Source organism: Kitasatospora sp. NPDC087861, from assembly GCF_044742585.1.
Lineage (GTDB): Bacteria > Actinomycetota > Actinomycetes > Streptomycetales > Streptomycetaceae > Kitasatospora.
Map to the genome: position 1 here is coordinate 68,410 of NZ_JBIUUS010000002.1, position 21,720 is coordinate 90,129.

Annotated in this window: 22 protein-coding genes; 9 read left to right on the forward strand and 13 right to left on the reverse strand. The window is 75.3% G+C overall.

Features of this window, described 5'->3' with window-relative positions:
• The first annotated feature begins 18 nt into the window (after positions 1-18).
• The 3 genes from ACIOJE_RS03095 (at position 19) to ACIOJE_RS03105 (ending at position 2,207) form a co-directional block, all read left to right on the forward strand.
• Positions 19-609 (forward strand): hypothetical protein, encoded by a 591-nt coding sequence (locus ACIOJE_RS03095; protein WP_400772926.1) that lies wholly within the window; start codon positions 19-21, stop codon positions 607-609.
• A gap of 185 nt (positions 610-794) precedes the next feature.
• Positions 795-1,781 carry a serine/threonine-protein kinase gene (locus ACIOJE_RS03100; RefSeq protein WP_400773394.1) on the forward strand — a complete coding sequence of 329 codons (987 nt, stop codon included), beginning with the start codon at positions 795-797 and terminating at the stop codon, positions 1,779-1,781.
• Positions 1,782-1,832: 51 nt separating this feature from the next.
• Entirely contained in the window at positions 1,833-2,207 is a 375-nt protein-coding gene (locus ACIOJE_RS03105) for a DUF1304 domain-containing protein (RefSeq protein ID WP_400772928.1), read from the forward strand.
• Between the two features lie 96 nt (positions 2,208-2,303).
• Here ACIOJE_RS03105 and ACIOJE_RS03110 read toward each other — a convergent pair whose 3' ends face one another.
• The gene (locus ACIOJE_RS03110) at positions 2,304-3,647 is read right to left on the reverse strand and encodes a streptophobe family protein (RefSeq protein ID WP_400772930.1); all 1,344 of its coding nucleotides are present in this window, start codon (positions 3,645-3,647) and stop codon (positions 2,304-2,306) included.
• Between the two features lie 500 nt (positions 3,648-4,147).
• Between ACIOJE_RS03110 and ACIOJE_RS03115 the strand changes: the two genes are divergently transcribed.
• The gene (locus tag ACIOJE_RS03115) at positions 4,148-5,506 is read left to right on the forward strand and encodes a DUF6777 domain-containing protein (RefSeq protein WP_400772932.1); all 1,359 of its coding nucleotides are present in this window, start codon (positions 4,148-4,150) and stop codon (positions 5,504-5,506) included.
• 64 nt (positions 5,507-5,570) lie between these two features.
• Here ACIOJE_RS03115 and ACIOJE_RS03120 read toward each other — a convergent pair whose 3' ends face one another.
• The gene (locus ACIOJE_RS03120; RefSeq protein WP_400772933.1) at positions 5,571-6,014 is read right to left on the reverse strand and encodes a winged helix-turn-helix transcriptional regulator; all 444 of its coding nucleotides are present in this window, start codon (positions 6,012-6,014) and stop codon (positions 5,571-5,573) included.
• Between the two features lie 137 nt (positions 6,015-6,151).
• Between ACIOJE_RS03120 and ACIOJE_RS03125 the strand changes: the two genes are divergently transcribed.
• Both ACIOJE_RS03125 and ACIOJE_RS03130 read left to right on the forward strand, forming a co-directional pair.
• Positions 6,152-7,360 (forward strand): MFS transporter, encoded by a 1,209-nt coding sequence (locus ACIOJE_RS03125; RefSeq protein ID WP_400772935.1) that lies wholly within the window; start codon positions 6,152-6,154, stop codon positions 7,358-7,360.
• Positions 7,361-7,480: 120 nt separating this feature from the next.
• A complete protein-coding gene (locus ACIOJE_RS03130) occupies positions 7,481-7,933 on the forward strand; it encodes a hypothetical protein (protein ID WP_400772937.1) in 453 nt (150 codons plus the stop codon).
• A gap of 45 nt (positions 7,934-7,978) precedes the next feature.
• Here ACIOJE_RS03130 and ACIOJE_RS03135 read toward each other — a convergent pair whose 3' ends face one another.
• Positions 7,979-9,577, reverse strand: a complete 1,599-nt coding sequence (locus ACIOJE_RS03135) for an LCP family protein (protein WP_400772938.1) — start codon at positions 9,575-9,577, stop codon at positions 7,979-7,981.
• On the reverse strand, positions 9,570-10,145 hold the full coding sequence (locus ACIOJE_RS03140) for a DUF6542 domain-containing protein (protein WP_400772940.1): 576 nt from the start codon (positions 10,143-10,145) through the stop codon (positions 9,570-9,572). Before ACIOJE_RS03140 ends, ACIOJE_RS03135 begins: the two co-directional genes overlap by 8 nt.
• A 256-nt stretch (positions 10,146-10,401) precedes the next feature.
• Here ACIOJE_RS03140 and ACIOJE_RS03145 point away from each other — a divergent pair, with 256 nt between their 5' ends.
• A complete protein-coding gene (locus tag ACIOJE_RS03145; RefSeq protein WP_280680643.1) occupies positions 10,402-10,608 on the forward strand; it encodes an antitoxin in 207 nt (68 codons plus the stop codon).
• A gap of 72 nt (positions 10,609-10,680) precedes the next feature.
• Positions 10,681-11,394, forward strand: a complete 714-nt coding sequence (locus tag ACIOJE_RS03150; protein ID WP_400772941.1) for a transglycosylase SLT domain-containing protein — start codon at positions 10,681-10,683, stop codon at positions 11,392-11,394.
• Positions 11,395-11,442: 48 nt separating this feature from the next.
• On the opposite strand, the gene galE is transcribed toward ACIOJE_RS03150, so the two are convergent.
• From galE to ACIOJE_RS03170, 4 genes are all read right to left on the reverse strand, one after another.
• Positions 11,443-12,459 carry a UDP-glucose 4-epimerase GalE gene (gene galE, locus ACIOJE_RS03155; RefSeq protein ID WP_400772944.1) on the reverse strand — a complete coding sequence of 339 codons (1,017 nt, stop codon included), beginning with the start codon at positions 12,457-12,459 and terminating at the stop codon, positions 11,443-11,445.
• A gap of 135 nt (positions 12,460-12,594) precedes the next feature.
• Positions 12,595-13,224 (reverse strand): hypothetical protein, encoded by a 630-nt coding sequence (locus ACIOJE_RS03160; RefSeq protein WP_280680646.1) that lies wholly within the window; start codon positions 13,222-13,224, stop codon positions 12,595-12,597.
• A gap of 860 nt (positions 13,225-14,084) precedes the next feature.
• Positions 14,085-14,522 carry a hypothetical protein gene (locus tag ACIOJE_RS03165; RefSeq protein ID WP_400666058.1) on the reverse strand — a complete coding sequence of 146 codons (438 nt, stop codon included), beginning with the start codon at positions 14,520-14,522 and terminating at the stop codon, positions 14,085-14,087.
• Positions 14,523-14,624: 102 nt separating this feature from the next.
• Positions 14,625-15,359 (reverse strand): sigma 54 modulation/S30EA ribosomal C-terminal domain-containing protein, encoded by a 735-nt coding sequence (locus ACIOJE_RS03170; RefSeq protein WP_280680649.1) that lies wholly within the window; start codon positions 15,357-15,359, stop codon positions 14,625-14,627.
• Between the two features lie 342 nt (positions 15,360-15,701).
• Between ACIOJE_RS03170 and ACIOJE_RS03175 the strand changes: the two genes are divergently transcribed.
• Positions 15,702-18,260 (forward strand): cytochrome P450, encoded by a 2,559-nt coding sequence (locus ACIOJE_RS03175; RefSeq protein ID WP_400772947.1) that lies wholly within the window; start codon positions 15,702-15,704, stop codon positions 18,258-18,260.
• Between the two features lie 13 nt (positions 18,261-18,273).
• Here the strand turns inward: ACIOJE_RS03175 and ACIOJE_RS03180 are convergent, their stop codons facing one another.
• The 5 genes from ACIOJE_RS03180 to ACIOJE_RS03200 all read right to left on the reverse strand — a co-directional run bounded on the left by ACIOJE_RS03180 (position 18,274) and on the right by ACIOJE_RS03200 (position 21,706).
• Positions 18,274-18,429, reverse strand: a complete 156-nt coding sequence (locus ACIOJE_RS03180; protein ID WP_400772948.1) for a DUF6126 family protein — start codon at positions 18,427-18,429, stop codon at positions 18,274-18,276.
• Positions 18,430-18,473: 44 nt separating this feature from the next.
• Positions 18,474-18,818, reverse strand: a complete 345-nt coding sequence (locus ACIOJE_RS03185) for a metalloregulator ArsR/SmtB family transcription factor (protein WP_280680653.1) — start codon at positions 18,816-18,818, stop codon at positions 18,474-18,476.
• A 270-nt stretch (positions 18,819-19,088) separates the two neighbouring features.
• Positions 19,089-19,559 carry a hypothetical protein gene (locus tag ACIOJE_RS03190; RefSeq protein WP_280680655.1) on the reverse strand — a complete coding sequence of 157 codons (471 nt, stop codon included), beginning with the start codon at positions 19,557-19,559 and terminating at the stop codon, positions 19,089-19,091.
• Between the two features lie 253 nt (positions 19,560-19,812).
• A complete protein-coding gene (locus ACIOJE_RS03195) occupies positions 19,813-20,997 on the reverse strand; it encodes a glycoside hydrolase family 3 N-terminal domain-containing protein (protein WP_400772951.1) in 1,185 nt (394 codons plus the stop codon).
• 205 nt (positions 20,998-21,202) lie between these two features.
• Complete coding sequence (locus tag ACIOJE_RS03200; RefSeq protein ID WP_400772952.1) at positions 21,203-21,706, reverse strand: MarR family winged helix-turn-helix transcriptional regulator; 504 nt, start codon at positions 21,704-21,706, stop codon at positions 21,203-21,205.
• Positions 21,707-21,720 lie beyond the last annotated feature (14 nt).

Sequence of the window (21,720 nt, forward strand, 5' to 3'; positions counted from 1 at the left end):
GAGGAAATGTAGCCGCCCATGGACGAGTTCGCGTTCCGCCCCACCCACGTCGCCCCGCCGGCCGGGCTGGCCACCTGGGCGGCCCCCGACCCGGCCCGGCCCGCCGCCCGGCTGGACGCCCTGCTCCCGGTGCGGCTGGTCACCCGGCAGGGCGACTGGGCCCAGGTCCTCTGCTCCAACGGCTGGACCGCCTGGGTGGACGGCCGCCTGCTGATCACGCTCCCGGGCACCCCGCCCGCCGCCGACGGCCCACCGGCCCGGACCGCCGACCCGCGCCCGGCGCTCGCCGAGGCCGAGGCCGGGCTGGCCCGCTACCGCGCCCTGCTGGAGGACCTGGCGACGGGCGGCCTCGACCTGGAGGGCTTCCAGGAGTGGACCCGCGGCCTGCGGCTCGGCCTGGTCGTCGACGGCGAGGCGCTCTGGGTGTTCGACCCGGCACACGACCGCTGGTGCTACTGCGACGGGCTGCAGCTCCAGACGTACGCGGCCGCCCAGCGGCCGACGCCCGCCCCGACGTCCGCGCCGAAGCCCGCCCCGACGCCCGCGCCGGGCTCCCCGCAGGCGCCCGCGCGCGGCCCGTACGCCCCCACCCGGACGAGCGAGCCGTGATCCCCTCCGCGCAACCCCCCGACCGGCCGACCGCCCGGCCCTCCGACCACCCGACCGTCCGGCCGGTCGAGCAGGCGCCCGGGCCGCCGTCCGGCCCCTCGCCGCCGTCCGGACCCTCGCCGCTGTCCGCGCCCGAGCACCCGTCCGCACCCGAGCCGGCGTCCGCGCCCGGTCTGCCCGCCGGCATGGTCGGGAGCCGGATCGCGGGCTACCGGCTGGAGCGCGAGATCGGGCGCGGCGGCATGGCCGTGGTGTACCGGGCCAAGGACCTGCGGCTCGGCCGGACCGTCGCGGTCAAGCTGCTCGCCCCCGAACTGGCCCGCAACGAGGTGTTCCGGCAGCGCTTCATGCACGAGTCCGAGGCCGCCGCCGCGATCGACCACCCGCACATCATCCCGGTGTTCGAGGCCGGCGAGCACGACGGCATCCTGTTCATCGCGATGCGCTACGTCGAGGGCGGCGACCTGCGCGCGCTGCTCACCCAGGACGGACCGTTCCCGATCGAGCGGACCGTCCGGCTGGCCCTGCAGATCGCCTCCGCGCTCGACGCCGCACACGACCACGACCTGGTCCACCGGGACGTCAAGCCCGGCAACGTGCTGGTCGCCGCCGGGACGGACAGCGAGCACCCCGAGCACCTGTACCTGGCGGACTTCGGGCTCACCAAGAAGTCCCTGTCGCTCAGCGGGCTCACCGGTGTCGGCCAGATCGTCGGCACCCTCGACTACGCCGCGCCCGAGCAGATCTCCGGCCGCCCGCTGGACGGGCGCTGCGACCAGTACGGCCTCGGCTGCGTGGTCTTCGAGATGCTCGCGGGCGCCCCGCCGTTCCGCCGGGAGAGCGACCTCGCCCTGCTCTGGGCCCACCTCAACGACCCGCCGCCCGCGCTGCGCGACCACCGCCCCGACCTGCCCGCCGCCGTCGAGGCCGTGGTCGCCCGGGCGCTCGCCAAGGCGCCGCAGGACCGGTTCGCCAGCTGCCTGCAGTTCATCGCCGAGCTGCGCGCGGCCACCGTCCTCGCACCCGGGCGGAGCGCCGCGCCCGGGCCGTGGAGCGGGGCCGGGCCGCCCACCCAGGTCGTCCGGGCGGTCGTCCCCGGGCTCGCCCCGCCGGCCGCCGTGCCCGAGCCGCCCGCCTGGGCCGCCCCGGTCGTCCGCCCGCCGCCGCGGTGAGCGCCGGCCGCCGTCAGCCGTCCTCCGCCGACCCCGAGGGAGCCACCCGCCATGAACGCCGTGAGCCAGGTCTTCGCGATGCTCGCCGCCGCGATCCACCTCATCGTCTGGCCGCTGGAGAGCTTCCTGTACGGGCACCCGCGGGTGCGCTTCCTGCTCACCGGCAGCACGGCGGACGCCCCGGAGGTCCGGCTGTGGCGCTTCAACGTCGGCTTCTACAACCTGTTCCTGGCCCTCGGCCTGGTCGCCGGCCTGGTCCTGCTGCACACCGGGCACGACGGCTCCGGCCGCGCCGTGATCACGTACATCGCCGCGTTCATGGTCGCCGGCGGTATCACCCTCTTCGTCTCGGAGCCGAAGCTCTGGCGCGGCGCCCTCGGCCAGGCGGTGCCGGCGGCGGCGATCCTGCTCGCCGAGGCGCTCTGAGCGCGCGGCGCAGCCAGGGCGCTCAGGCGGGGACCGCGGTCAGCCCGACGGCCGGGCGGGGGCCGTACGCAGCCGTCCGATCACCCGGCGACGGTGTCAGCCCCGCTCTGCGGCCGTCACGTCGCCGCGGCGGCCGGTGCGGGCGGCGAGCAGGGCGCCGAGCCCGCCGGCCAGCAGACCCCAGCCCGCCGCCAGCGGCACGGCCGTCCACAGCACCGGGCGCAGGGTGAGGCTGCCGCTGCCGAGGCCGGCCAGCGGGTTGGAGCCGCCGAGGATGGAGCCGAGGAGGTCGCCGAGGCCGCCCTGGCCGATGCCGACGCCGAGCACGGACAGCCCGTAGTCGGCGTCCGCCCGGGTCCAGAGCCCGACCAGCAGTACCGTCGCCGCGGTGGCCAGGGCGAACCGGACAGCGTGCTGCCAGAGCCGGACGGTGCGCGGCGAGCGGTACGCGGCGAGGAAGCCGGCCGCGAGCAGCAGCACCGCGGCCAGCGGCAGCAGCCACCAGCTGCGCGCGTCCTGGTCGGCGAGGGTGCCCAGGCTGATGGTGGCCTGCTGCCCCTCCGGGGCGCGCAGCACCTCGGCGAGCGGCTTGGGCACCGGCAGGCCCAGCGCGCCGGCGAGCCGTCCGTGCCACTGCGCGCCGAGGCCGACGCCGAAGGCCAGCCAGACCAGGTCGGGCAGGGCGAGCAGCACCACGGCCATGGTCTGCCGGGCGTTGCCGTGCACGATCGCGGTCAGCACCCCGGCCGCCACCCCGATCACCAGGTACGCGAGCAGGACCAGCCAGAGCGCGAACGCGGCCGGGCGAACGGCCAGTTGGTAGGGCACCAGGGCGCGCGGCAACGGCGCCCGCCGGGACACCGCGAAGGTGCCCGCGAGGACGACGAGCAGCCAGGCCAGGCCGATGCCCACCGTGCTCGCGCCGTCCGCGTGGAAGCCGACCTCCGGGGTCAGCCCGAGCACGCCGCCGATGGACTGGGCGAGGTCGCCGCCGAGCGGGACGACGAAGGTGTGCCGGGCGCCGAGGGTGAGCAGCGCGAGGGCGACCAGCCAGAGCACCACCGTCCGGGCGATCCGGCCGAGCAGTTCGCCGCCGCCGGCCACCGCGCGAAAGCGCAGCTGACGCAGGAACACCTCGGCCATCACCACCGCGCCGACCAGTGAGACGGAGAGCGGCATGACGCTGATCCCGGCATCCACGGCGGCGAACTGCCCGGCCCCTCCGTCGAGTTGGACGGATCCGCCGACGGCCAGCGCCAGCGTCCCGGCCAGCACGGAGGCGAAGCCGCCGTCCGGGAGGCGGTTGGCGCCGGCCAGCCAGAGGCCCAGCGCGGCCACCGCCGCCATCGCGGCGAACCCGGCCAGCACCACGGCGAGCGCGTCCAGCCAGCCGCGCAGGGCGCCGGGCGGGCCGGCGGCCCGGGTCGTGGGCTGCTGCATACCGTCTCCTCGGTGCTGTCGGGCGCCTCGGCGCGTCGGGCGCCTCGGCTCGACCCGCTGGGGCGGCGTCGGCGCGTTTGGGCTCCCCGGTGCTGTCGGGCTACGCGTTCCAGGGTGACCGACACCCGGCGGGCACGCCCGGCGACGATGCGCACACCTGCTGTTGCGGCAGGTGAGGTGCCGGGCGGAAATGGAAGCCAGTGGCAGGAGCTTCCCGAGCCGGCGCGTCCGCCGGCCGCCTGCGAAACGGAGCCTCGATGAGTTCCCAACCGCCCCCGTCCGGCCCGCCCAGCGAGCCCCCCTACGGCCCCCCGTCGGGCCCCCCGTCCGGCCCGCTGGCCGGCCCCCCGTCGGGTGGAGGCCCGGCCGGCCCCCCACCCGGGTCTTCCGGGCCCCCCGGATCCTCCGGACCGCCGTCAGGCGGTGGCGGCGGGTCGCACACGCCGTGGTGGCGCTCCGGGCGGGGACTCGCACTGGCCGCGGGCACGGTGGCGGTGGCCGTGGTGGCCACCGTGCTGATCGTGAACAACCAGGGCGGCCACAACGAGGCCATACCGGCCGCCAACGAGGTCGCGCTGCAGACCCCGGCCGATCCGGGGCCCGCCCCGTTCACTCCATCGGTGGAAACCCAGGGTGTGAGCGCCCCCGCCCCGTCGCAGGCGCCGCAGCCCGGGCAGGGCGGCGGATCCACGGCGACCTCCCCGAGGGTGATCCACAGCGTGCAGGGCAGCTCCACCGGGCTGTACGGCGGCACGATGTCCAAGCCCAGCTGCGACACCGAGCGCCTGATCACGATGGTCTCCACCGGGGACTCCGGCCGCGCCTGGGCCTCCGCCGCGGGCATCGAGCAGTCCGCGATCCCGTCCTACCTGCGCTCGCTGACCTCGGCGTACCTGCGGGTGGACACCCGGGTCACCAACCACACCTACAAGAGCGGCGCCAGCACCGAGTACCAGTCCGTGCTGCAGGCCGGCACCGCCGTGCTGGTGGACTCCCAGGGCGTGCCCCGGGTGCGCTGCGCCTGCGGCAACCCGCTGAAGGCGCCGGTGCTGGTGAGCGACGCCAAGTACACCGGGAAAGCGTGGTCCGGTTTCCAGCCGACGACGCTGGTCGTCGTGGTGCCGGCGCCGCAGCCGGTGACCGAGATCATCCTGGTGAACATCGAGACGGGCGGCTGGTTCTCCCGGCTGACCGGGCGGATCGAGGTGGTCGACCGGCACGTCGATCCGCCCAAGGGCCCGCTGGCGCCCGGTGTCCCGCCGCCGGGGAAGATGACGCCGACCACGCCGGGGGCCACGGCCTCGATGCCGACCTCGTCCTCCGGGGCGACCTCCGGCTCCGGCTCGGCGACGACCTCGGGAGCCACGTCCTCGGGGGCCACCTCGTCCGGCGCGACCTCGTCCGGGGCCACGTCCTCCGGGGCGAAGTCCTCCGGGGCCACATCGTCGGGGGCCACCTCCTCCGGAGCCACGTCCTCCGGAGCCACGTCCTCCGGAGCGAAGTCCTCCGGCGCCACGTCGTCGGGGGCAACCTCCTCCGGGGCAACCTCCTCCGGGGGCACCTCCTCCGGAGCGAAGTCCTCCGGCGCCTCGACGGGGACGGGCTCCGCCGCCGCGACGTCGTCCGCCTCCTCGGGCACCCCCAGCGGGACGACCAAGACGGCCGGCCCCTCGTCCGCGTCCACGGGCTCGCCCGCGGGGCCGTCCACCTACACGGTGCCCACTCCGACGCCGACCACCAAACCTCCGGCGGTCAACGGGACGCCGACGACCGGGGCCCCCGCGGGGACCACCGGCACCACGACGACGACCACCGCACCCAAGATCACCCCGTCGACGGAGAACGCCACTCCCAGCTGATCCGCCCGACTCCCCCGCCGCCACCGGCCGCCACCCGGCCGGTGGCGGCGGCACGACCAGGACCCTAGGGCAGCAGCACCTCGGCGTCCTCGGGCCGGAGCACCCGGCCGTCGGTCGAGCGGACCGTCATCGGCGCGATCGGCGCGCCCGTCCCTCGTTCCACCAGCCGAGCACGCGGCTCGTCCGCGGTGAAGAACCACTGGTCGCCCCACTGCCGCAGCGCGGTGATCACCGGGAACAGCGCGCGCCCCTTCTCGGTCAGCACGTACTCCCGGTACGGGCTGCCGTCGGCGGCCGGAGCGAGCTCGAACACGCCGTTCGCGACCAGGTTGGCGAGGCGGGCCGAGAGGATGTTCTTGGCGAGGCCCAGGTTCTTCTGGAACTGCCCGAAGCGGCGCAGCCCGTCGAAGGCGTCGCGGACGATCAGCAGCGTCCAGCCGTCGCCGACGACGTCGAGCGGCCGGGCGACCGGACAGGTCGACTCCTCGTGCGTGGTGCGCTTCGGCACTTCTCCCACCTTCCACCGGTCGGCGGCCAGCCTACCGGCGCGCTCGCGGTTGCTTATTGAAACCAGGATATGCCAGGGTTGCGCGGTAGCACTTTGAAACCAGCCTGTGCATGCCGCCGCCCGAGGGAGACCTGCCCATGACCTGCACCACCCGTGCGACCTCCCCCGCCGCCGACGCGCCCCCACGCGGCCTGCCACCCGCCGTCGCCTGGCTGCTCTCCGTCGCCTGCGGCCTCGCCGTCGCCAACGTCTACTACTCGCAGCCCCTGCTGGACCTCATCGCCGAGGACTACGGCATCGACCCGGCCACCATCGGTCTCGTCGGCACCCTCACCCAGATCGGCTACGCGCTCGGCCTGCTGCTGCTCGTCCCGCTCGGCGACCACGTCAACCGCCGCACCCTGATCACCGCCCAGCTCGGGCTCTCCGTCCTCGCCCTCGGCGCCGTCGCCGTGGCGCCCTCCGCACCGCTGATGTTCGCCGCGATGGCCGGCGTCGGCGTCCTCGCGGTGGTCGCCCAGGTCGTCGTCGCGTACTCGGCCTCGCTCGCCGCCCCCGCCGACCAGGGCCGGGTGGTCGGCACCGTGACCAGCGGCATCGTGATCGGCATCCTGCTCGCCCGTACCGTCGCCGGCACCCTCGGGGACCTGGCCGGCTGGCGCGCCGTCTACGTCGTGTCCGCCGTCGCCACCGGCGCGATGGCCCTCGCCGTCGCCGCCGCCCTCCCGGCCGAACGGCGGCGCCGGACCCGGCGGATCGGCTACCTGCGGCTGATCGGCTCGGTGTTCACGCTCTTCGCCGCGGAGCCCGTGCTCCGGGTCCGGGCCGTCCTCGCGCTGCTCACCTTCACCTCGATCACCGTCCTGCTCACCCCGATGGTGCTCCCGCTCGCCGCCCCGCCGTTCAACCTCAGCCACACCGAGATCGGCCTCTTCGGCCTCGCCGGCGCCGCCGGAGCCCTGGGCGCCGGCCACGCGGGCCGCCAGGCCGACCGCGGACACGCCGAACGCACCGCCGGCATCGGCCTGTTGGCGATGCTCGCCGCCTGGCTCCCGGCGGCCCTGCTGCCGCACTCGGTGTGGTGGCTGGTGCTCGCCATGGTGGTGATCGACTACGGCCTGCAGTCCGTGCACGTGGCCAACCAGCACCTGCTCTACCAGGTCCGCCCCGAGGCGCAGAGCCGGCTGACCGCCGGTTACATGCTCCTCTACTCCGCCGGCTGCGCGGTGGGCGCGATCGGCTCCACCGTCGTCTACGACCACTGGGGCTGGCCGGCCGTCTGCCTCCTCGGCGCGGCCACCAGCCTGGCCGCCCTGACCTACTGGTGGGCGAGGAAGCAGAGTTGACGATCCCTCACAGCAGCACGTCCGCCCCGGGCCGGCGGCCACCGCTTCGGCCGCACCGGAGGCCGGGGATCCTCGCACCGGCCGCCGACACGGCGTCGCGGGCCGGGTATCGTCCGGGCCATGAAGGCAGTCTTACGCCGGGCGTGGTCCCTGCCGTTGGCGGGCGCGGCGGTCTCGCTGCTGGTGATCTGCTGGAGCCTGAGCGCCGCGTCCGCGCAGTGGCGGGCCGCCAGCCGGATCGACGCCGCGCCGCTGCGGGTGGACGGGACGGTGAGCGCCGCGGCCCTGCGCAGGGGCGGGTGGCTCTACACCGTCACGTACCGGGTCGGGGACCGCGCCTACAGCACGACGGCGCTCGGCCTGAAGCGGCTCGGGAAGCCGCGCGTCGGGGTGACCGTCACCCTGGAGGCGGCGGCGGACGACCCCGCCACGGTCCGGGTCGTCGGTGACCGGTATCCCAACGACGACATGCCCGCGACCTACGTACTCGCCGCGGTGGGTGCCACGGCCGTCCTGCTGTGGGTCGTCGGCCTCCTCGCCCGGCGCGTCCGGGAGGGAACTCCCCACCCGTGACGGCCGGTTCGGCCGCCGCACGCCGAACCGGCCCGCCCCGCGCCGTCAGTCCACGCAGGGGATGCCGCCGGCCTTGACCGCGGGCCCCTGCATGGGCAGGCCTGCGACGGGGTCGGTGGCCGCGGCGGCGGGCGGCGAGGGGGTGGCGGTCGGGCTGGGGGTGCGGGTGGCGGCGAGGGTGACGAGGATGTGGCCGGGGGTGACCCCGGCGGCGGCCGTGGGGGTGACCCCGTAGCGGGTGGCGAGCTGCTGCGCGTCGGCCCTGGCACCGCTGCCGTAGGTGACGGTGGTGGCCCTGGTCCTGGCGGTGGCGTCGCCGATCCTGCCGGGCTGGTAGCCGAGTTCGGTGAGGGCCTTGGACTCGGTGGCGGCCGCGCCGGCGCCCGCGACGGCGTTGACGTCCACGACGGACCTGGCCGCGGTCGGGGAGGCGGCGGGTGGAGAGGGGGTGGCGGTCTCGGTGGCGGCCTCGGTGGGTGCGGGGGCGGCCTGGACGGGGGCCGGTTCGCGGTTGAACAGCTGCCGGACGATCTTCTTGATCAGCTCCGCGTTGACGGTGTTGACCTCCTGACCGCCGACGGTCTTGAACCCGGCGATCGGCAGGGTGTTGAACTCGACGTTCCCACCGGTGAGGTTGGGCGCCTGCCGGGCGAAGTCGAGGATGTTCCACTCGTTGTCGATGACGACGTCCTTCTTCACCACCCCGAACAGCTTCTGCATCTGCCCGAAGTCGTTGAGGACGCCCTGCTGCTTGAGCCGGTACTCGACGGAGGAGATGAACGCCTGCTGCCGGTGGGTGCGGTCGAGGTCGCCGTTGGTGAGGTGGTGGCGCTGGCGGACGAAGGACAGGGCCTGGGCGGCGTTCAGGGAGCTGATCCCGGCCGGGAGCTTGAGCCCGGTGCCGCCGCCCTCGTGGGTGGCGGTGCGGGCGATGATCGGGTCGTCGACCGGGTGGTTGAGACAGACCTGGATCGGCTCGACGGCCCTGGCGATGTCGTAGAAGCCGATCAGGTTGACCTCGGCGAAGTGGTCGATCGGGACGTCGAGGAAGCTCTGCACGGTCTGGATGGTGGCGGAGCGTCCGGCTTCGCGGCTCTGCCGCTCCAGGTCGGCCTTGGAGAGCCCCTTGCCGGCGAGTTTCCGCTCGGCGGCCCCCTTGGCGATGCCGTAGGCCTCCTTGATCTTGTGCATCTTGCCGTCGGCGCCGACGGTCTGCACGTAGTTGTCGCGCGGGACGGACAGCGCGGTGACCTTGCCGCCGTTGGCCGGGATGTGCAGGACGATCAGGGCGTTGGTGTTGTACCCGCCGATCTCGCTGGACCCGGCGTGCAGTTCGTCCTCCACGAACTGCTTGGGCAGGTCGTTGCCGTCCATGTCCTTCCGGCTGTCGAGGCCGATCAGCAGCAGGTTGACCGACTTGTCGAGGTGCGGCGGGGCGTTCTTCTTGGCCTCGCTCAGCGCGGTGGACTTGGTCATGCCGTCGTCGAGGCTGCGGTACTCGTACCAGGTGAAGCCGCTGGCCCCGAGGACGGCGACGGAGACGGTGCACGCGAGGGTCCGTCCGGCGACGACGAGCGGGGCGGCGCCGCGGCGCGGAACGTGGCCACGCGGGCGGGGGCCGGGACGGTTGGGGCGTTCAGCCACGACGGCTCCCTCCGGTCGCCGTGCCCGCGCTGCGGGGTCGCCGGCGGTCGAGTGCGGTCCGGACCGCGACGACCAGCAGCGCCACCCCCACCGCCGCCGCCATCACCGGGAACGCCTCCACCACCCACCGCAGCGCGCCGGTGCCGAGTTGCCTGCCCTGGTACGCGTCCCGGTTCCACAGGTACTCGATGCCGGCGGCGCCGAACAGCACCACGAGCGGGGCGGCGGTGACGACCCACCAACGGCCGGCCCTGCTGCACAGCGCCGCCGCGGCCCCCGTCCCGCTGACCGCGCCGACCGCGAACAGGACGCCGATGCCGGGGCCGCCGAGCTCGTCCGCGACCCCGCCGAGGACGGGCAGGCCGACGGCGGTGAGCACCACCGGCAGGCCGCCGCCCCGACGGGCCTGCGGCCGGCGGCGGGAGGCCCCGGCCCGCTGGGCGCGGGCGGCGGGTGGTGCGGCGGGTTCCGCCGCGTCGGCCGCGCGCGAGCGCTGCGCGGGGAGGGCGGGGTCGTCGGTGCGCGGTCCCGCGTCCTGGTACGGCGTTCTTGCCCGCTGCCCGGCCATGCGCACTTCCCTCGGTCGTTTCGGCTGCCGCGGCGCGTGCGCGCCGCGTGCGTGCCGGGACGCGTTCCGTCCTGTGGCGGTTCCCAGCTTCTACACGGCTGTAGAGGTTGGGCTGGAGCATACAAACCCATTTCAGCAAAGTCACCCGCCGTCATCCGGCAGCGGCGAAGCGCCTGGCGGGCCGTCGTTACGATGGTCATGATCCCCGCCACGTCGGCACACCATCAGGAACGCGCCAGAGGAGCAGAGCGTCACCATGTTTGAGAGTCTGAAGAACCTCGCGGACAAGGCCACCGACCTCGCCCGCGAGCACAGCGACGTGCTCGGGCAGGGTCTGGACAAGGTCGGCGACGTGATCGACGACCGGACGGACGGCAAGTACAGCGGCCAGATCGACACCGGTGTCGAGAAGGCCAAGGGCTTCCTGCGCAACCTCGACGGCGAGCAGAAGCCGGCCGAGTAGCCTGCCACCGGGCACGATCGCCGGTACGACGGTCGAACGAAGGCACGGGCGGACGGGGAGGGGTCGGCAGCGGTGAGCGAGGAGCAGAAGGGGTCGCGCTGGGGGCGCTGGCTGGTCGTCGGCGTGCTGGTCGCGGCCGGGTGGGGCATCGTCCGGGGCGGCGGCCACCCCGCCCCGGCATCCTCCGGCGCCTCCCCGGCCGCGACGACCACCACCGGCTCCTCGCCGGACGGTTCCGCGCCCTCCACCGCGCCGTCGAAACCCTCCACGCCCGCCTCCACCGCGCCGTCGAAACCCTCCGGGCGCTACGACCCCGCCGACTACGCGGCCCCGGTGCGCCGGTACGCCGCCGAGGCCGGGGTCGACCCGCAGCTGCTGATGGCGATCCTCTACAACGAGTCGTACAAGCCGCACGACCCGGAGCTCGAACGGGCCTGGCAGCGCAGCAAGCCCGACGCCTCCTTCGGCATCGCCAACATGCACCGCGCCGCCTTCGACGACACCAAGCCCGGCCGCCCCTTCGCCTCCCGCCGGTGGGAGGAACTGCCGGACGACCGCGACCTGGCCATCCAGGCGGCCGCCTGGCACCTGCACGACCTGGCCGGACAGCTCCCGGCGCGCCCGGCCGCGCCGCTGAACCACGACGAACTCCTCGCCCTCGGCTACAACGCCGGCGCGGGCAACATGCTGGCCTTCGCCCGCGGGGTCAAGGTGGGCTCCCAGGCGCAGTCCTACCTCGACCGGTTGCACGACAACTGGGCGAAGTCCGGCACGGCCGTGCAGTAGCCCCGGGTCTTCAGACCCAGGGCCACTGCGCCCAGGGTCGGGCGAGGGTCAGTGGGCGCCGAGGCGGGCGGCCCACTTCGCGCGCCAGGCGAGCGCGTCGGCGACGCCCTCGGCGATGCCCCGCCGCGGCTTCCACCCGAGCAGCTCGCGGGCGGCGTCGACGACGGCGTAGCAGCCGATCACGTCGCCGGGGCGGGGGCCGGTCTCGCGGACGTCGAGGGTGCCGCCGACGGCCTGCTCGAAGGCGGCGACCAGTTCACGCACGGTGGTGCCGTCGCCCGTCCCCACGTTGATGACCCGGTAGCGGTCCCCGGCGCCGGAGGCGATCACCTCGTCGAAGCGGACCAGCGCCGCGACGTGCGCCTCCGCCAGGTCCTGGACGTGGACGTAGTCGCGGATGCCGGAGCCGTCCCTGGTCGCCCAGTCGACGCCGGTGATGGTGAACGGCGTGCCGTTGGTGTGCGCCTCGATCAGCTTGCCCAGGGCGTGGGTGGGGTTGAGGTCCTGCAGGCCGGTGCGCAGCCTCGGGTCGGCGCCGATCGGGTTGAAGTACCGCAGGGCGATGACCCGCTGCCGCTCGGCGCCCTCCCCACGGGTCCAGTCCTGCAGGACCTGCTCCATCATCTGCTTGGTGCGCGCGTAGGGGCTGTTGGCGTCGACCGGGCAGCTCTCGTCGACCCGGGCGTCCGGGGTGGGCGCGTAGATGGAGGCGGAGCTGCTGAACACGACGCGGGTGCAGCCGTTGCGCTGGAGGGCGTCGAGCAGCTCGACGGTCTTGGCGACGTTCTCCCGGTAGTAGTACAGCGGTTTGGCCACCGACTCGGGCACGACGATCCTGGCGGCGCAGTGCAGGGTGGCGTCGATGTCCGGGTGCTCGGCGAAGATCCGGTCGAGCAGGGCGGCGTCGGCGATGTCGCCCTGGTAGAACACCCGGCCCTCGACGAACTCGGCCCGGCCCTTGGACAGGTCGTCCAGGATGACCGGGGTGATGCCCTGGTCGAGGAGGGCGGACGCCACGGTGCTACCGATGAATCCCGCGCCGCCGGTGATCAGGACCTTCTTCATGCGCGGACGCTCCCTTGCGGTCGGCCGGACACCCGGTGGCGCCCGGTGACCACTGGGACGACGGTTCGGGCCCGACGGTTCCCCCGACCGGGTCCCCGGCCGGGTCCCGGCGGTCCCCCGACGGGCCGAGGCGGCTCAGCCGTGCGGACGGCGGCGGAGCCAGAAGCCGGTGGCGACCAGCACGACGGCCGCGGCGGCGGTCCCGATCGCGGCCCAGGTGGCGGCGTCGGGCGTGGTGTCGGAGGGGGTGCCCCGGGCGACGGGACGGGCCGGGGCGGCGCCGTCGAGGGCCGGCGGGACGGTCGAGGTCTGGGTCGGGGGCGCGGGCGCTGGTATGGCGGTCGAGGCGGGGCCCGTCGTCGCCGCGGCCCCCGACAGCGGCGGGTCGCCGATCACCGGGGCCTCGACGTCGAGTTCGCGCTCGCCGTGGCCCGGCGAGGGGAACGCGCAGTCGACGGTCACCCGCCAGTGCCCGGCTGGGAGCATCTCCCGGGTGGTGTACGTCCCCGCCTCGCCCGGGACGGCGACCAGGCGCCAGGGGCCGACCGTGCGCCCGTCCGAGGACGCCGCGGCGAGCGTGCCGACGAACTCCCCGGTGACCGGGTCGTGGTCGTTCTCCCAGGTGGCGACGGTGCTGACGTGGCCGTTCCGCTGTCCGGAGACGTCCAGGTGGACGGTGTCGCCCTGGACGGCGGCCGGTGCGGCGGCCGGCAGCACGGTCGCACCGGCGAGGGCGAGGGCGGCGACGAGGGGGCGGGTTCGCATGGCGGGCAATCCTCGTGAGGGCTGAGGGGCGGGCAGCGGTGGCGCCGGGTGCGGACGCCACCGGGTGGTGGCGGCGCCCGCACCCGGCGCCCCGGGCGGTCTCAGGAGGTCTTCAGCAGCGACCGGTTCAGGTCCGTCCGACCGTTCGACTGCTGCAGCTCCAACAGCCAACCACCGTAGTGCCAGCGGCCGCCGAGCCCGCGAACCAGCGCGCCGTCGTTCGCCGCGAAAGTGAACCCGTCGGCGCAGGAGGCGAGTTGCCGCTGGTGCGCGACACGCCGTCCGGAGCGCGGACTTGACGCGCCGACGATCCGGACCTCGCAGCCGACCGTGACCGGAGCGGTCGACTCCGGTCAACCACACGACATCTCAATCGAGATGACTGTCCGTCACCCGAGGAGGGAGGTCGTCCCCGAGGCCGGGAGCGGGGTCGGCGGCGCGGAGCGGGTCGACGGCGCGACGGGGCCACCGGCGGGCGTCGGGGTCGACGCCGGCGAAGCTCCGTGCTCCGGGATCCCATCGCGTTCCTCTCCTCGCGCGAGGGCCCGGGCGCCCCGGGGTGAGGGGGCTCGGGCCGTCCGACACTCCGGAGAGCGAGGAGGGTGGGCGGGGATAACAGAAACCTCTTGCGGAATCGCGTTTCCCGCACCTGCGGACGACCCCGGACACGACAGTGCCGGGGAGCGCGATCGGGTGGTGTGCGCTCCCCGGCACGGGGGTGGTGGCGGCCACCCGGCCGGAGTCCCGGGGCCTGGGCTCCGACAGCCGGACACGCCCTGGCCGTCCGGTCGTGACCAGATCCTTGAGCTGGCCGATTCCCGCCCAGGACACGTCAGCTGGGGCCATGCGCCGACGGATCGTCAGGCAGCGGCCCAGACCGTCCCCGGCCCCGGCCGCACCGCCGCCCGCCCGCCGGCGCAGCCGCCGTGCAGCCGGGCCAGCCCGGCGGCCAGCCCGTCCCGGTCCCCGGCGAGCCACAGCCGCAGCGCGGCGGACAGCGCGGCGCTGGCCGGCCCGGTCGACGGGCCGCCGGTCCGCGCGATCCGCTCGCCCAGCAGCGGCAACAGGTCCGCGACCGGGGCGGGCAGCCAGAGGGTCAGCGCGCACGGGCCGGGTCTGGCCAGGACGCGCCGCAGCGGCAGCGCGGAGGCGTCGTCGTGCAGTGCGGGGATGACCTCCAGCAGGCCGTCCACCACGACCTCGGAGACGTCCCCGCCGTGGCCGCGCGCGAGGTCCCGCAGCAGCGCGCGCTCGGCGGCGGTGATCCGGACGGTCAGCATGACGTCGTCGCAGTCCATGGTCCCGGTTCCCCTGTCGTGGAAATCGTGGAAGTCGTGGCGGTCGGGGCGCTCGCGGCCGTCAGGGGCGGTGCGGGCCCGCCCCGGTGGGTGTCCTGCCCGTCAACGGCGGTCCGCTACCGGCGTTATCAGGCCGTAGTGGCCGTCGTAGCGGCGGTAGAGCACCCGGGCGCGGCCGTCGCCGGGGTCGGCGTGGCAGACGAACGGGGCGCCGGTCAGCCAGAGCCGGCGGGCCGCCTCGGGGAGGTCGAGCGGGCCCGCGGGGTCGGCCCCGGCGGCGGCGCACTCCAGGGCGCCGCTGAGCGGGCAGCGGTGGACCAGGCTGTCCCGGCCGGTCGTGGCGTCCACGAAGAGGTGGAACCGCCGGTCCAGCGCGAGCAGTTCGCGGGCGGCCTGCTCGGGGGTGCGGTGGGCGAGGACCACCTCCTTGCGCCGGGCGATCCGCCGTTCGGCGAGCGGGCGGGCGGCGTACTGCGGGCGGTAGGCGCTCTCGTGGACGGCGGCGAGTCCGATGTCGCCCTGCTCGCGCAGCCGGACGGCCCGGCCGGCGAGGGTCCCGAGGGTGAGGTCGACGGCCTCCCGGGCGGTGGCGGCGGCGAGTTGCACCCGGACCGGGCCGGCGCCGGCCAGGTCGACGTCGGCCTGCGCGAGGGCGGGCCGGGTCACCGTCCGGGCGCGCGTACGGGTGAGCCGGATGCGCAGCGCGCGGGCGCCGGGGCCGAGTCCGGCCGCCGTGTCCAGCGCCTGCGCCCGGGCGTACTCGGCGTCCTCGCGCGGCAGCTCGCCGCGGATCTCCACCCGGACGTCCAGGGTGGGCCGGTGGCGCAGACGGGTCATCAGGGTCCTCCTTCTCCCGGACCATGCTGGACCTCGCGCGGCCGGGCGGCGAGGGTCCAAAGACCCTGCCCGCAGGGCCCGGCGCGGATCTTTTCGGCGGGGCCGTCGCCGCAGGTCAGAGCCCTCCCCGCGGGTAGTCCGAGCGGGCCCGGCTGATCGACCGTTGGAGTGATCCGCCCGCGTTCGGCGCAACGCCCGCCCAACCGGCGCGTTTGCCATGACGTGCGCCCTCCAGTCGAGGTGCACGCGGGGCCCGCGCTGGCCGCCCCCGACCTCCCGGCCGGCCCGTCGGCGCCTCCCCCGGTACCGTCCGCACCAGCTCCTGCGATGAGAGGAACTGTCATGACCCTGATGACCGAGATGCGGAAACGGGACGTCCCCCCGAGAACCGCGCCGCCCGCGCCCCGCACCACCCGCGCGGCCGTCCCCCCGCTCGCCCCCGGCGCGCTCCCCGGCCTCGGCCACGCGGCCGCCCTGCTGCGCGACCCGCTCGGATTCCTGGGCTCGCTCTCCCGGCACGGCGGCGTCGTCCGGATCCGGCTCGGGCCGCGCACCGTCTGCGTGGTCACCGACGCCTCGCTGGTCCACAGCCTGCTCGTCGCCCTCGCCTACGACTGCCCGCGCGGCGCCGTCCAGGACACCCTCAAGACGGCCTTCGGCGACGGCCTGCTGATGTCCGAGGGCCAGGCCCACCGGGACCGCCGCCGGGTCGTCCAACCCGCCTTCGGCCCGGACCGGATGGCCGAGTACGTCGCCGTGATGCACCAGGTCACCGAGGAGCGGGCCGGGCGCTGGCGCCCGGGACAGGTCCTCGACGTGGCCAAGGAGATGAACCACCTCGCGCTGGAGATCGTCACCCGCTCGCTGTTCGACGCCCGGCTCAGCGAGGACGCCACGCTGGCCTTCCACCGGGCGCTGCCGGACATGGTGAAGGGCCAGATCGTCCAGTCCCTCTACCCGCACCCGGCGCTCGCCCGGCTGCCACTGCCGGTCAACCGGCGCTTCGACGCCGCCGTCCGGGTGCTCAACCAGGTCGTCGACCAGGCCGTCAGCGGACGGCCGACGGACGCCCGGAGCGCCGATGCACCGGCCGCCGGCGGCACCGGTTCCACCGGGCGGGGCGGCACCCTGCCCGCGCTGCTGCGCGCCGCCACCGACCCGGCCACCGGCCGCCCGCTCACCGAGGCCGACGTCCGGTCCGAGGCGATCACCATGTTCGGCGCCGGCACCGAGACCGTCTCCACCACGCTGACCTGGCTCCTCGACGAACTCCTGCGCCACCCCGAGGTGGAGGCCAGGGTGCTCGCCGAACTCGACGAGCACCTGCCGGCCGGCGCCGTCCCCACCCCCGAGGCGCTGGCCAGGCTCACCTACACCCGCAGCGTCACCCAGGAGGTGGTGCGGCTGCACGCGCCCAACGCCTTCCTGATGCGCACCGCCCAGGTGCCGGTGGAGCTCGGCCCGTACCGGATCCCGGCCGGCACCGAGCTGCTCTACAGCCTCACCGCGCTGCACCGCGACCCGCACCGCTACCCGGAGCCGCTGCGCTTCCGTCCGGAGCGCTGGCAGGGCGGCGGCGGGGCCGGGCGGCAGTCCTTCCTTCCGTTCGGCGCGGGCAAGCACAAGTGCATCGGGGAGGCCTTCGCCTGGGCCGAGCTGACGGTCGCGGCGGCCGCGATCCTGCGCCGCTGGCGGCCGGTGGCCGTCCCCGGCGCGCGGGCCCGGGAGGTGGTGTGGACGACGGTCCAGGCGCACGGGCTGCGGGTCCGGCTGGACCCGCGCGACGCCCGGCCGCCGCGCCCCGACAGCCCCCCGGCCGACCGCGCGGCCGTCGAAGCCCCCCCGGCGGGCCGCTGTCCGGTGCGCGTCCCCGGCCTCACCCCGGCACCCGACCCGGCACCCGACCCGCCCCGGACTCCGCGCCGACCCGGCGAACTGCACACCGCCGCGCTGCGGCACGCCGACTGGGCGGTCGGCCGCGGCCTGCTCGCCCCGGCCGAGCTGCCCGGCTACCGGGCCTACGCCCTCCACGAGTTGATCGGCCACGCCTTCCCGCGGACCCGCGGCGCCGACCTCGACCTGCTGGTCGACATGCTGGGCTGGTTCACCATCCTCGACGACCGCTTCGACGGCCCGCCCGGGCGCCGCCCCGCCGAGGCCCGCGCCGTCGTCGACCCGCTGATCGCCGTCCTGCACGGCGCCGCCGGCGGCCGACCGGACGCCTCCGGACCGACGGGCGTCCCGACCGGCGACCCGCACGCCATCCCGACGCCCGGCCCGACGCCCGGCCCGGACGGCCTGCTGCTCGCCGCCTGGCAGGACCTGTGGGAGCGCCAGACCCAGGGCATGTCGCCGCAGTGGCGCGCCCGGGCCGCCCGGGAGTGGCAGGCCTGCCTGGAGACCTTCCCCACCGAGGCCGGGCACCGCGCCCGCGGCACCGTCCCCGCCCTCGGCCTGCCCGAGACCATGCGGCTGCGCCGCCACAGCAGCTGCCTCTACCCGTTCACGAACATACTGGAACGGGTCCACGGCGCCGACGCCCCCGCCGCACTCCACGCGGAGCCCGCACTGCACCGGCTGCGCGCCAACACCGCCGACGCCGCCACGCTGATCAACGACCTGTACTCGCTGGAGCGGGAGGAACGCCAGAGCGCGGCCGCCTTCAACACCGTCCTCGCCCTGCAGCGGATCCGAGGCTGCACCCGCAGCCGGGCCGTCGCCGCCGTCCGCGCCCGGGTCGCCCGGCTGCGACGGGAGAACGACGCCCTGCGCAGCGACCTGCGTCGCCGCCACCCGGCCGGGCGCTGGTACCTGGACGGCACCCGGGAGCTCGTCGAGGGCGTCCAGGCCTGGACCAGCACCAGCGACCGCTACCTCGTGACGGACCGCCCGCGCCGCTGAGCGGACGGGCCACTCAGTGGCGGCCCCCGAGCGCGAACAGCAGCAGTACGAAGCCGGCGAACAGGTGCGTGGCGAAGATGTAGATCCCGGCCCGGATGAGCATGGCCTTGCGCCTGCGCTTCTCGTCGCTCGTACCGTCGCTCGCGCTCTGGCGCGTGCTCTCGCTCATGGCGGGGGTTCTCCTCGGGTCGGTCGGCCGGGTCGGGCGCGGGCTCAGCGGGCCGGCCGGCCGCCGGGGGCGCGCAGCTCGGTGAGCAGCGCGCCCTGGTCGGTGATCAGCTCGGTCAGGATCCGGCGCGCGGCGCGCAGCAGTTCCGCCACGTCCGGGGTGCTGAGCGCGTAGACCACGGTGTTGCCCTCACGGGTGGCCGCGACCAGCTGGGTGCGGCGCAGCACCGCGAGCTGCTGGGAGAGGTTGGACGGCTCGACCTCGATCTCGGCCAGCAGCTCGCGCACCGGCCGGGGCCCGTCCTGGAGCAGTTCCAGCACCCGGATCCGGACCGGGTGGCCGAGGGTGCGGAAGAACTCCGCCTTGGCCTGGTACAGCGGGACCGGCATCGTCCGCGTCTCTCCCTCGGGTACGGCTCGGTGGGCGTCCGGCCGCGCGTCCACACCGGCGGCCGGCAAGCATCATCGCGACAGATGAAGATTTCTTCAAGTCGTCACAGCGGGCACCCGCCGGGCCGTCCCGGCGGGGCCCCGGGCGCGCCGCACCGGCCGAGCCCGGCCCGGGCGCGTCGCCTCACCTCCAGGGCGGCCCGGGGAACGCCGGAAGCCGAGCCCGGGATGCTGCCAACTCCCGGACTCGGCCGTTATGGTGACGTGACGTCAGCAGACTACAGGCACATCCACCACGACCGGGGCCGGACCCCGCCAGATCGACTCGACACTGAAGGAGGCGTGGACGGTCGAACCGCACGGCGCGGTGGCACTGATGCCGTCGACCCGCACGGTGCTGACCGTGAACACGGTGCGCCCGCTCACCGCACCGAGCGACGCGCCACCGGTCACGTCGGCCGACAGGTGGGTCAGTAGCTCCTGCGGCGCCGGCGGCCACGGGGTGCCCGGGGAGGGCGGCCCGGCCAGGCCGATCTGCCCGTACAGCACGACGCTGCTGCCGGTGACCTCGGCGCAGACCTTGGTCGACAGCCCGGCCTGCAGGCCGTTGTAGCCGCAGGTCGTGACCGTGGCGGCGACATCGGCGGCGCCACTCGACGGTACGGCGAACGCCGGCACCGGCGCCGAGAGCAGGGCGACGGCACCGGCCGCGCCCGCCGCGATCCGCGTGATGCGGTTCATGGACTCCTCCTTCGGAGGGTGTGAGGAACGATCTGGACAGGTGAGGTAGCACATGTGACATTTCACAGCCGCGCCACGACGAGAACTTTGCCATGCGATTCCTATGCCATGACCCGGTTCCGCCTTGGAACTACCAAGGAGACTGAAATCTGTACCTTCGATGGCGCAATCACGCCCCGAGAAGTCAGCGCCCGCACACCCTTCGTGGCCGGCTGCGCCCGCTGCCGGCCGGGGCCGACCGGGCGCCTCCGGTTCAGTGCAGTGCGGCGCGCAGGGCGTCGACGCGGGCGGCGGCGGCCGTGAAGGCGTCGCGGTCGAGCCGGCCGGAGTCCAGGGCGTCGACGAGGGCCGCGGTGGCGTCCTCGGCCTGCTGCGGGTCGCGGGCGGAGCAGAGGATGAGGTCCATCCCGGCCTCGGCAGCGGCCACCGCACGGGCGCCGGTGCCGCCGTACGGGGCGAGGGCCTCGGCCTCCAGGGCGTCGGTGACGGTGACGCCCCGGAAGCCCAGGCGGCCGCGCAGCTCCCCCTGGACCACGGTGGGCGACAGCCCCGCCGGACGGACCGGGTCGAGCGCCGGGTAGATCGCCCAGGAAGCCATCACCAGCCGGACACCCGCCGCGATGGCCGCCCGGTAGGGCGCCTCCCCACGGGCGCGCAGCTCGTCCAAGGGCACGGGCAGGGTGACCGGGCGGGTGTCGGTGTTCTGGTCGCGAGCGGCGGAGCCGAGCCCGGGGAAGTGCTTGGCCGTGGCGGCGACCCCCAGGCCCTGCTGGGCGGCGAGGTAGGCGCTGCCCAACTCACCGACCCGGGCCGGGTCCTGGCCGAAGGAACGCTCGGCGCGGTCGATGAAGTTGCCCGGGGCGTCGTACACGTCGAGCACCGGCGCGAGGTTCACGTTGAGCCCGGCGTCCGCGAGCGCGCCGGCCGCGCCGACGCCGGAACGGGCCGCCGCACCGACCGGGTCGGGATCCAGCCCTGCCCGGCGGGCGGAGAGTTCGGGCTCGCCGGGCAGGCGGCGCACCTTGCCGCCCTCCTGGTCGGTCATCAGCAGCAGCCCGCCGGGCGCCGGCGAGTCCGCCGCCGCCTGCCGCAACTGTGCGACGGCCTCGGCGAGTTGCGCCGGGCTCGTGACGTTCTCCGCGAACAGGATGACGCCGGCCGCCCGCCCCTCCCGGATCGTCTGCAGCACGCCCGGAGGCGGCGTCGGACCGGCGTAGGACAGCACGATCCGGCGCCCGGCGAGCTGCCGTGAATCCTGATCGGCCATCGCCGTCGTCCCCTCCGCCGTCCCGCCCGTCGTCCCGTCCACGGGCGTACCCCGCCGCAGCAGGTCGGCATCACCGCGCACCGGCGCCGCCTCGCCCGGAACCGGCCCGAGCATGGCCGCCAGCACCACCAGCACCGCTCCGAGCTGAACGGTGCGCCCGAGCCTGGCCATCACGTCTCCCTGCGGTCGGCAGTGGGATACGGTCCGTCAGCGTACCCAGCCCGGGCGCAGCCGGCGACCGGGCGAAGCCACCCGGCCGCCTTCGACCAGGGCGTCGCCGACCTGCGGCGCGCAGCCGAGCCGGGCGGCACGTTCCACTACACCTTCTTCAAGGCCGTGGCGGTCAGCCCGTAGCGCCGGCGGGAGGGCCGCCCGGCTACCGCTCCTCCGGGCTGTCGCCGAGGGCGACCAGCAGGGTGCGCATGGCGTCGACGAGGGCGGCGGCCTGGGCCTCGTCGAGGCCGGCCAGGATGCGGCGCTCGGTGGCGAGGTGGTCGGGCAGGGCGCGGTCGATCAGGTCGTGGCCCTCGGGGGTGAGGGCGACCTCGCGGCTGCGGCCGTCCACGTCGCTGGCGGTGCGGGTGACCAGGCCGCGGGCCTCCAGCCGGTCGAGGCGCTGGGTGATGGCGCCGGAGGTGACCATCGCGGACTGCATCAGCCCGGTGGGGGTGAGGCGGTACGGCGGGCCGCTGCGTTTCAGCGTGGCGAGGACGTCGAAGGAGGCGGCGTCCAGGCCGTGGTCGCCGAAGGTGCGCTTGAGCTCCGCGTCCACCAGGCGGTAGAGGCGCTTGAGCCGGCCGAGCACCTCCATCGGGGAGACGTCCAGGTCGGGGCGCTCGACCGCCCATTGCGCGACTACTCGGTCCACATGATCTGCCACGGGTTCAGAGTAGG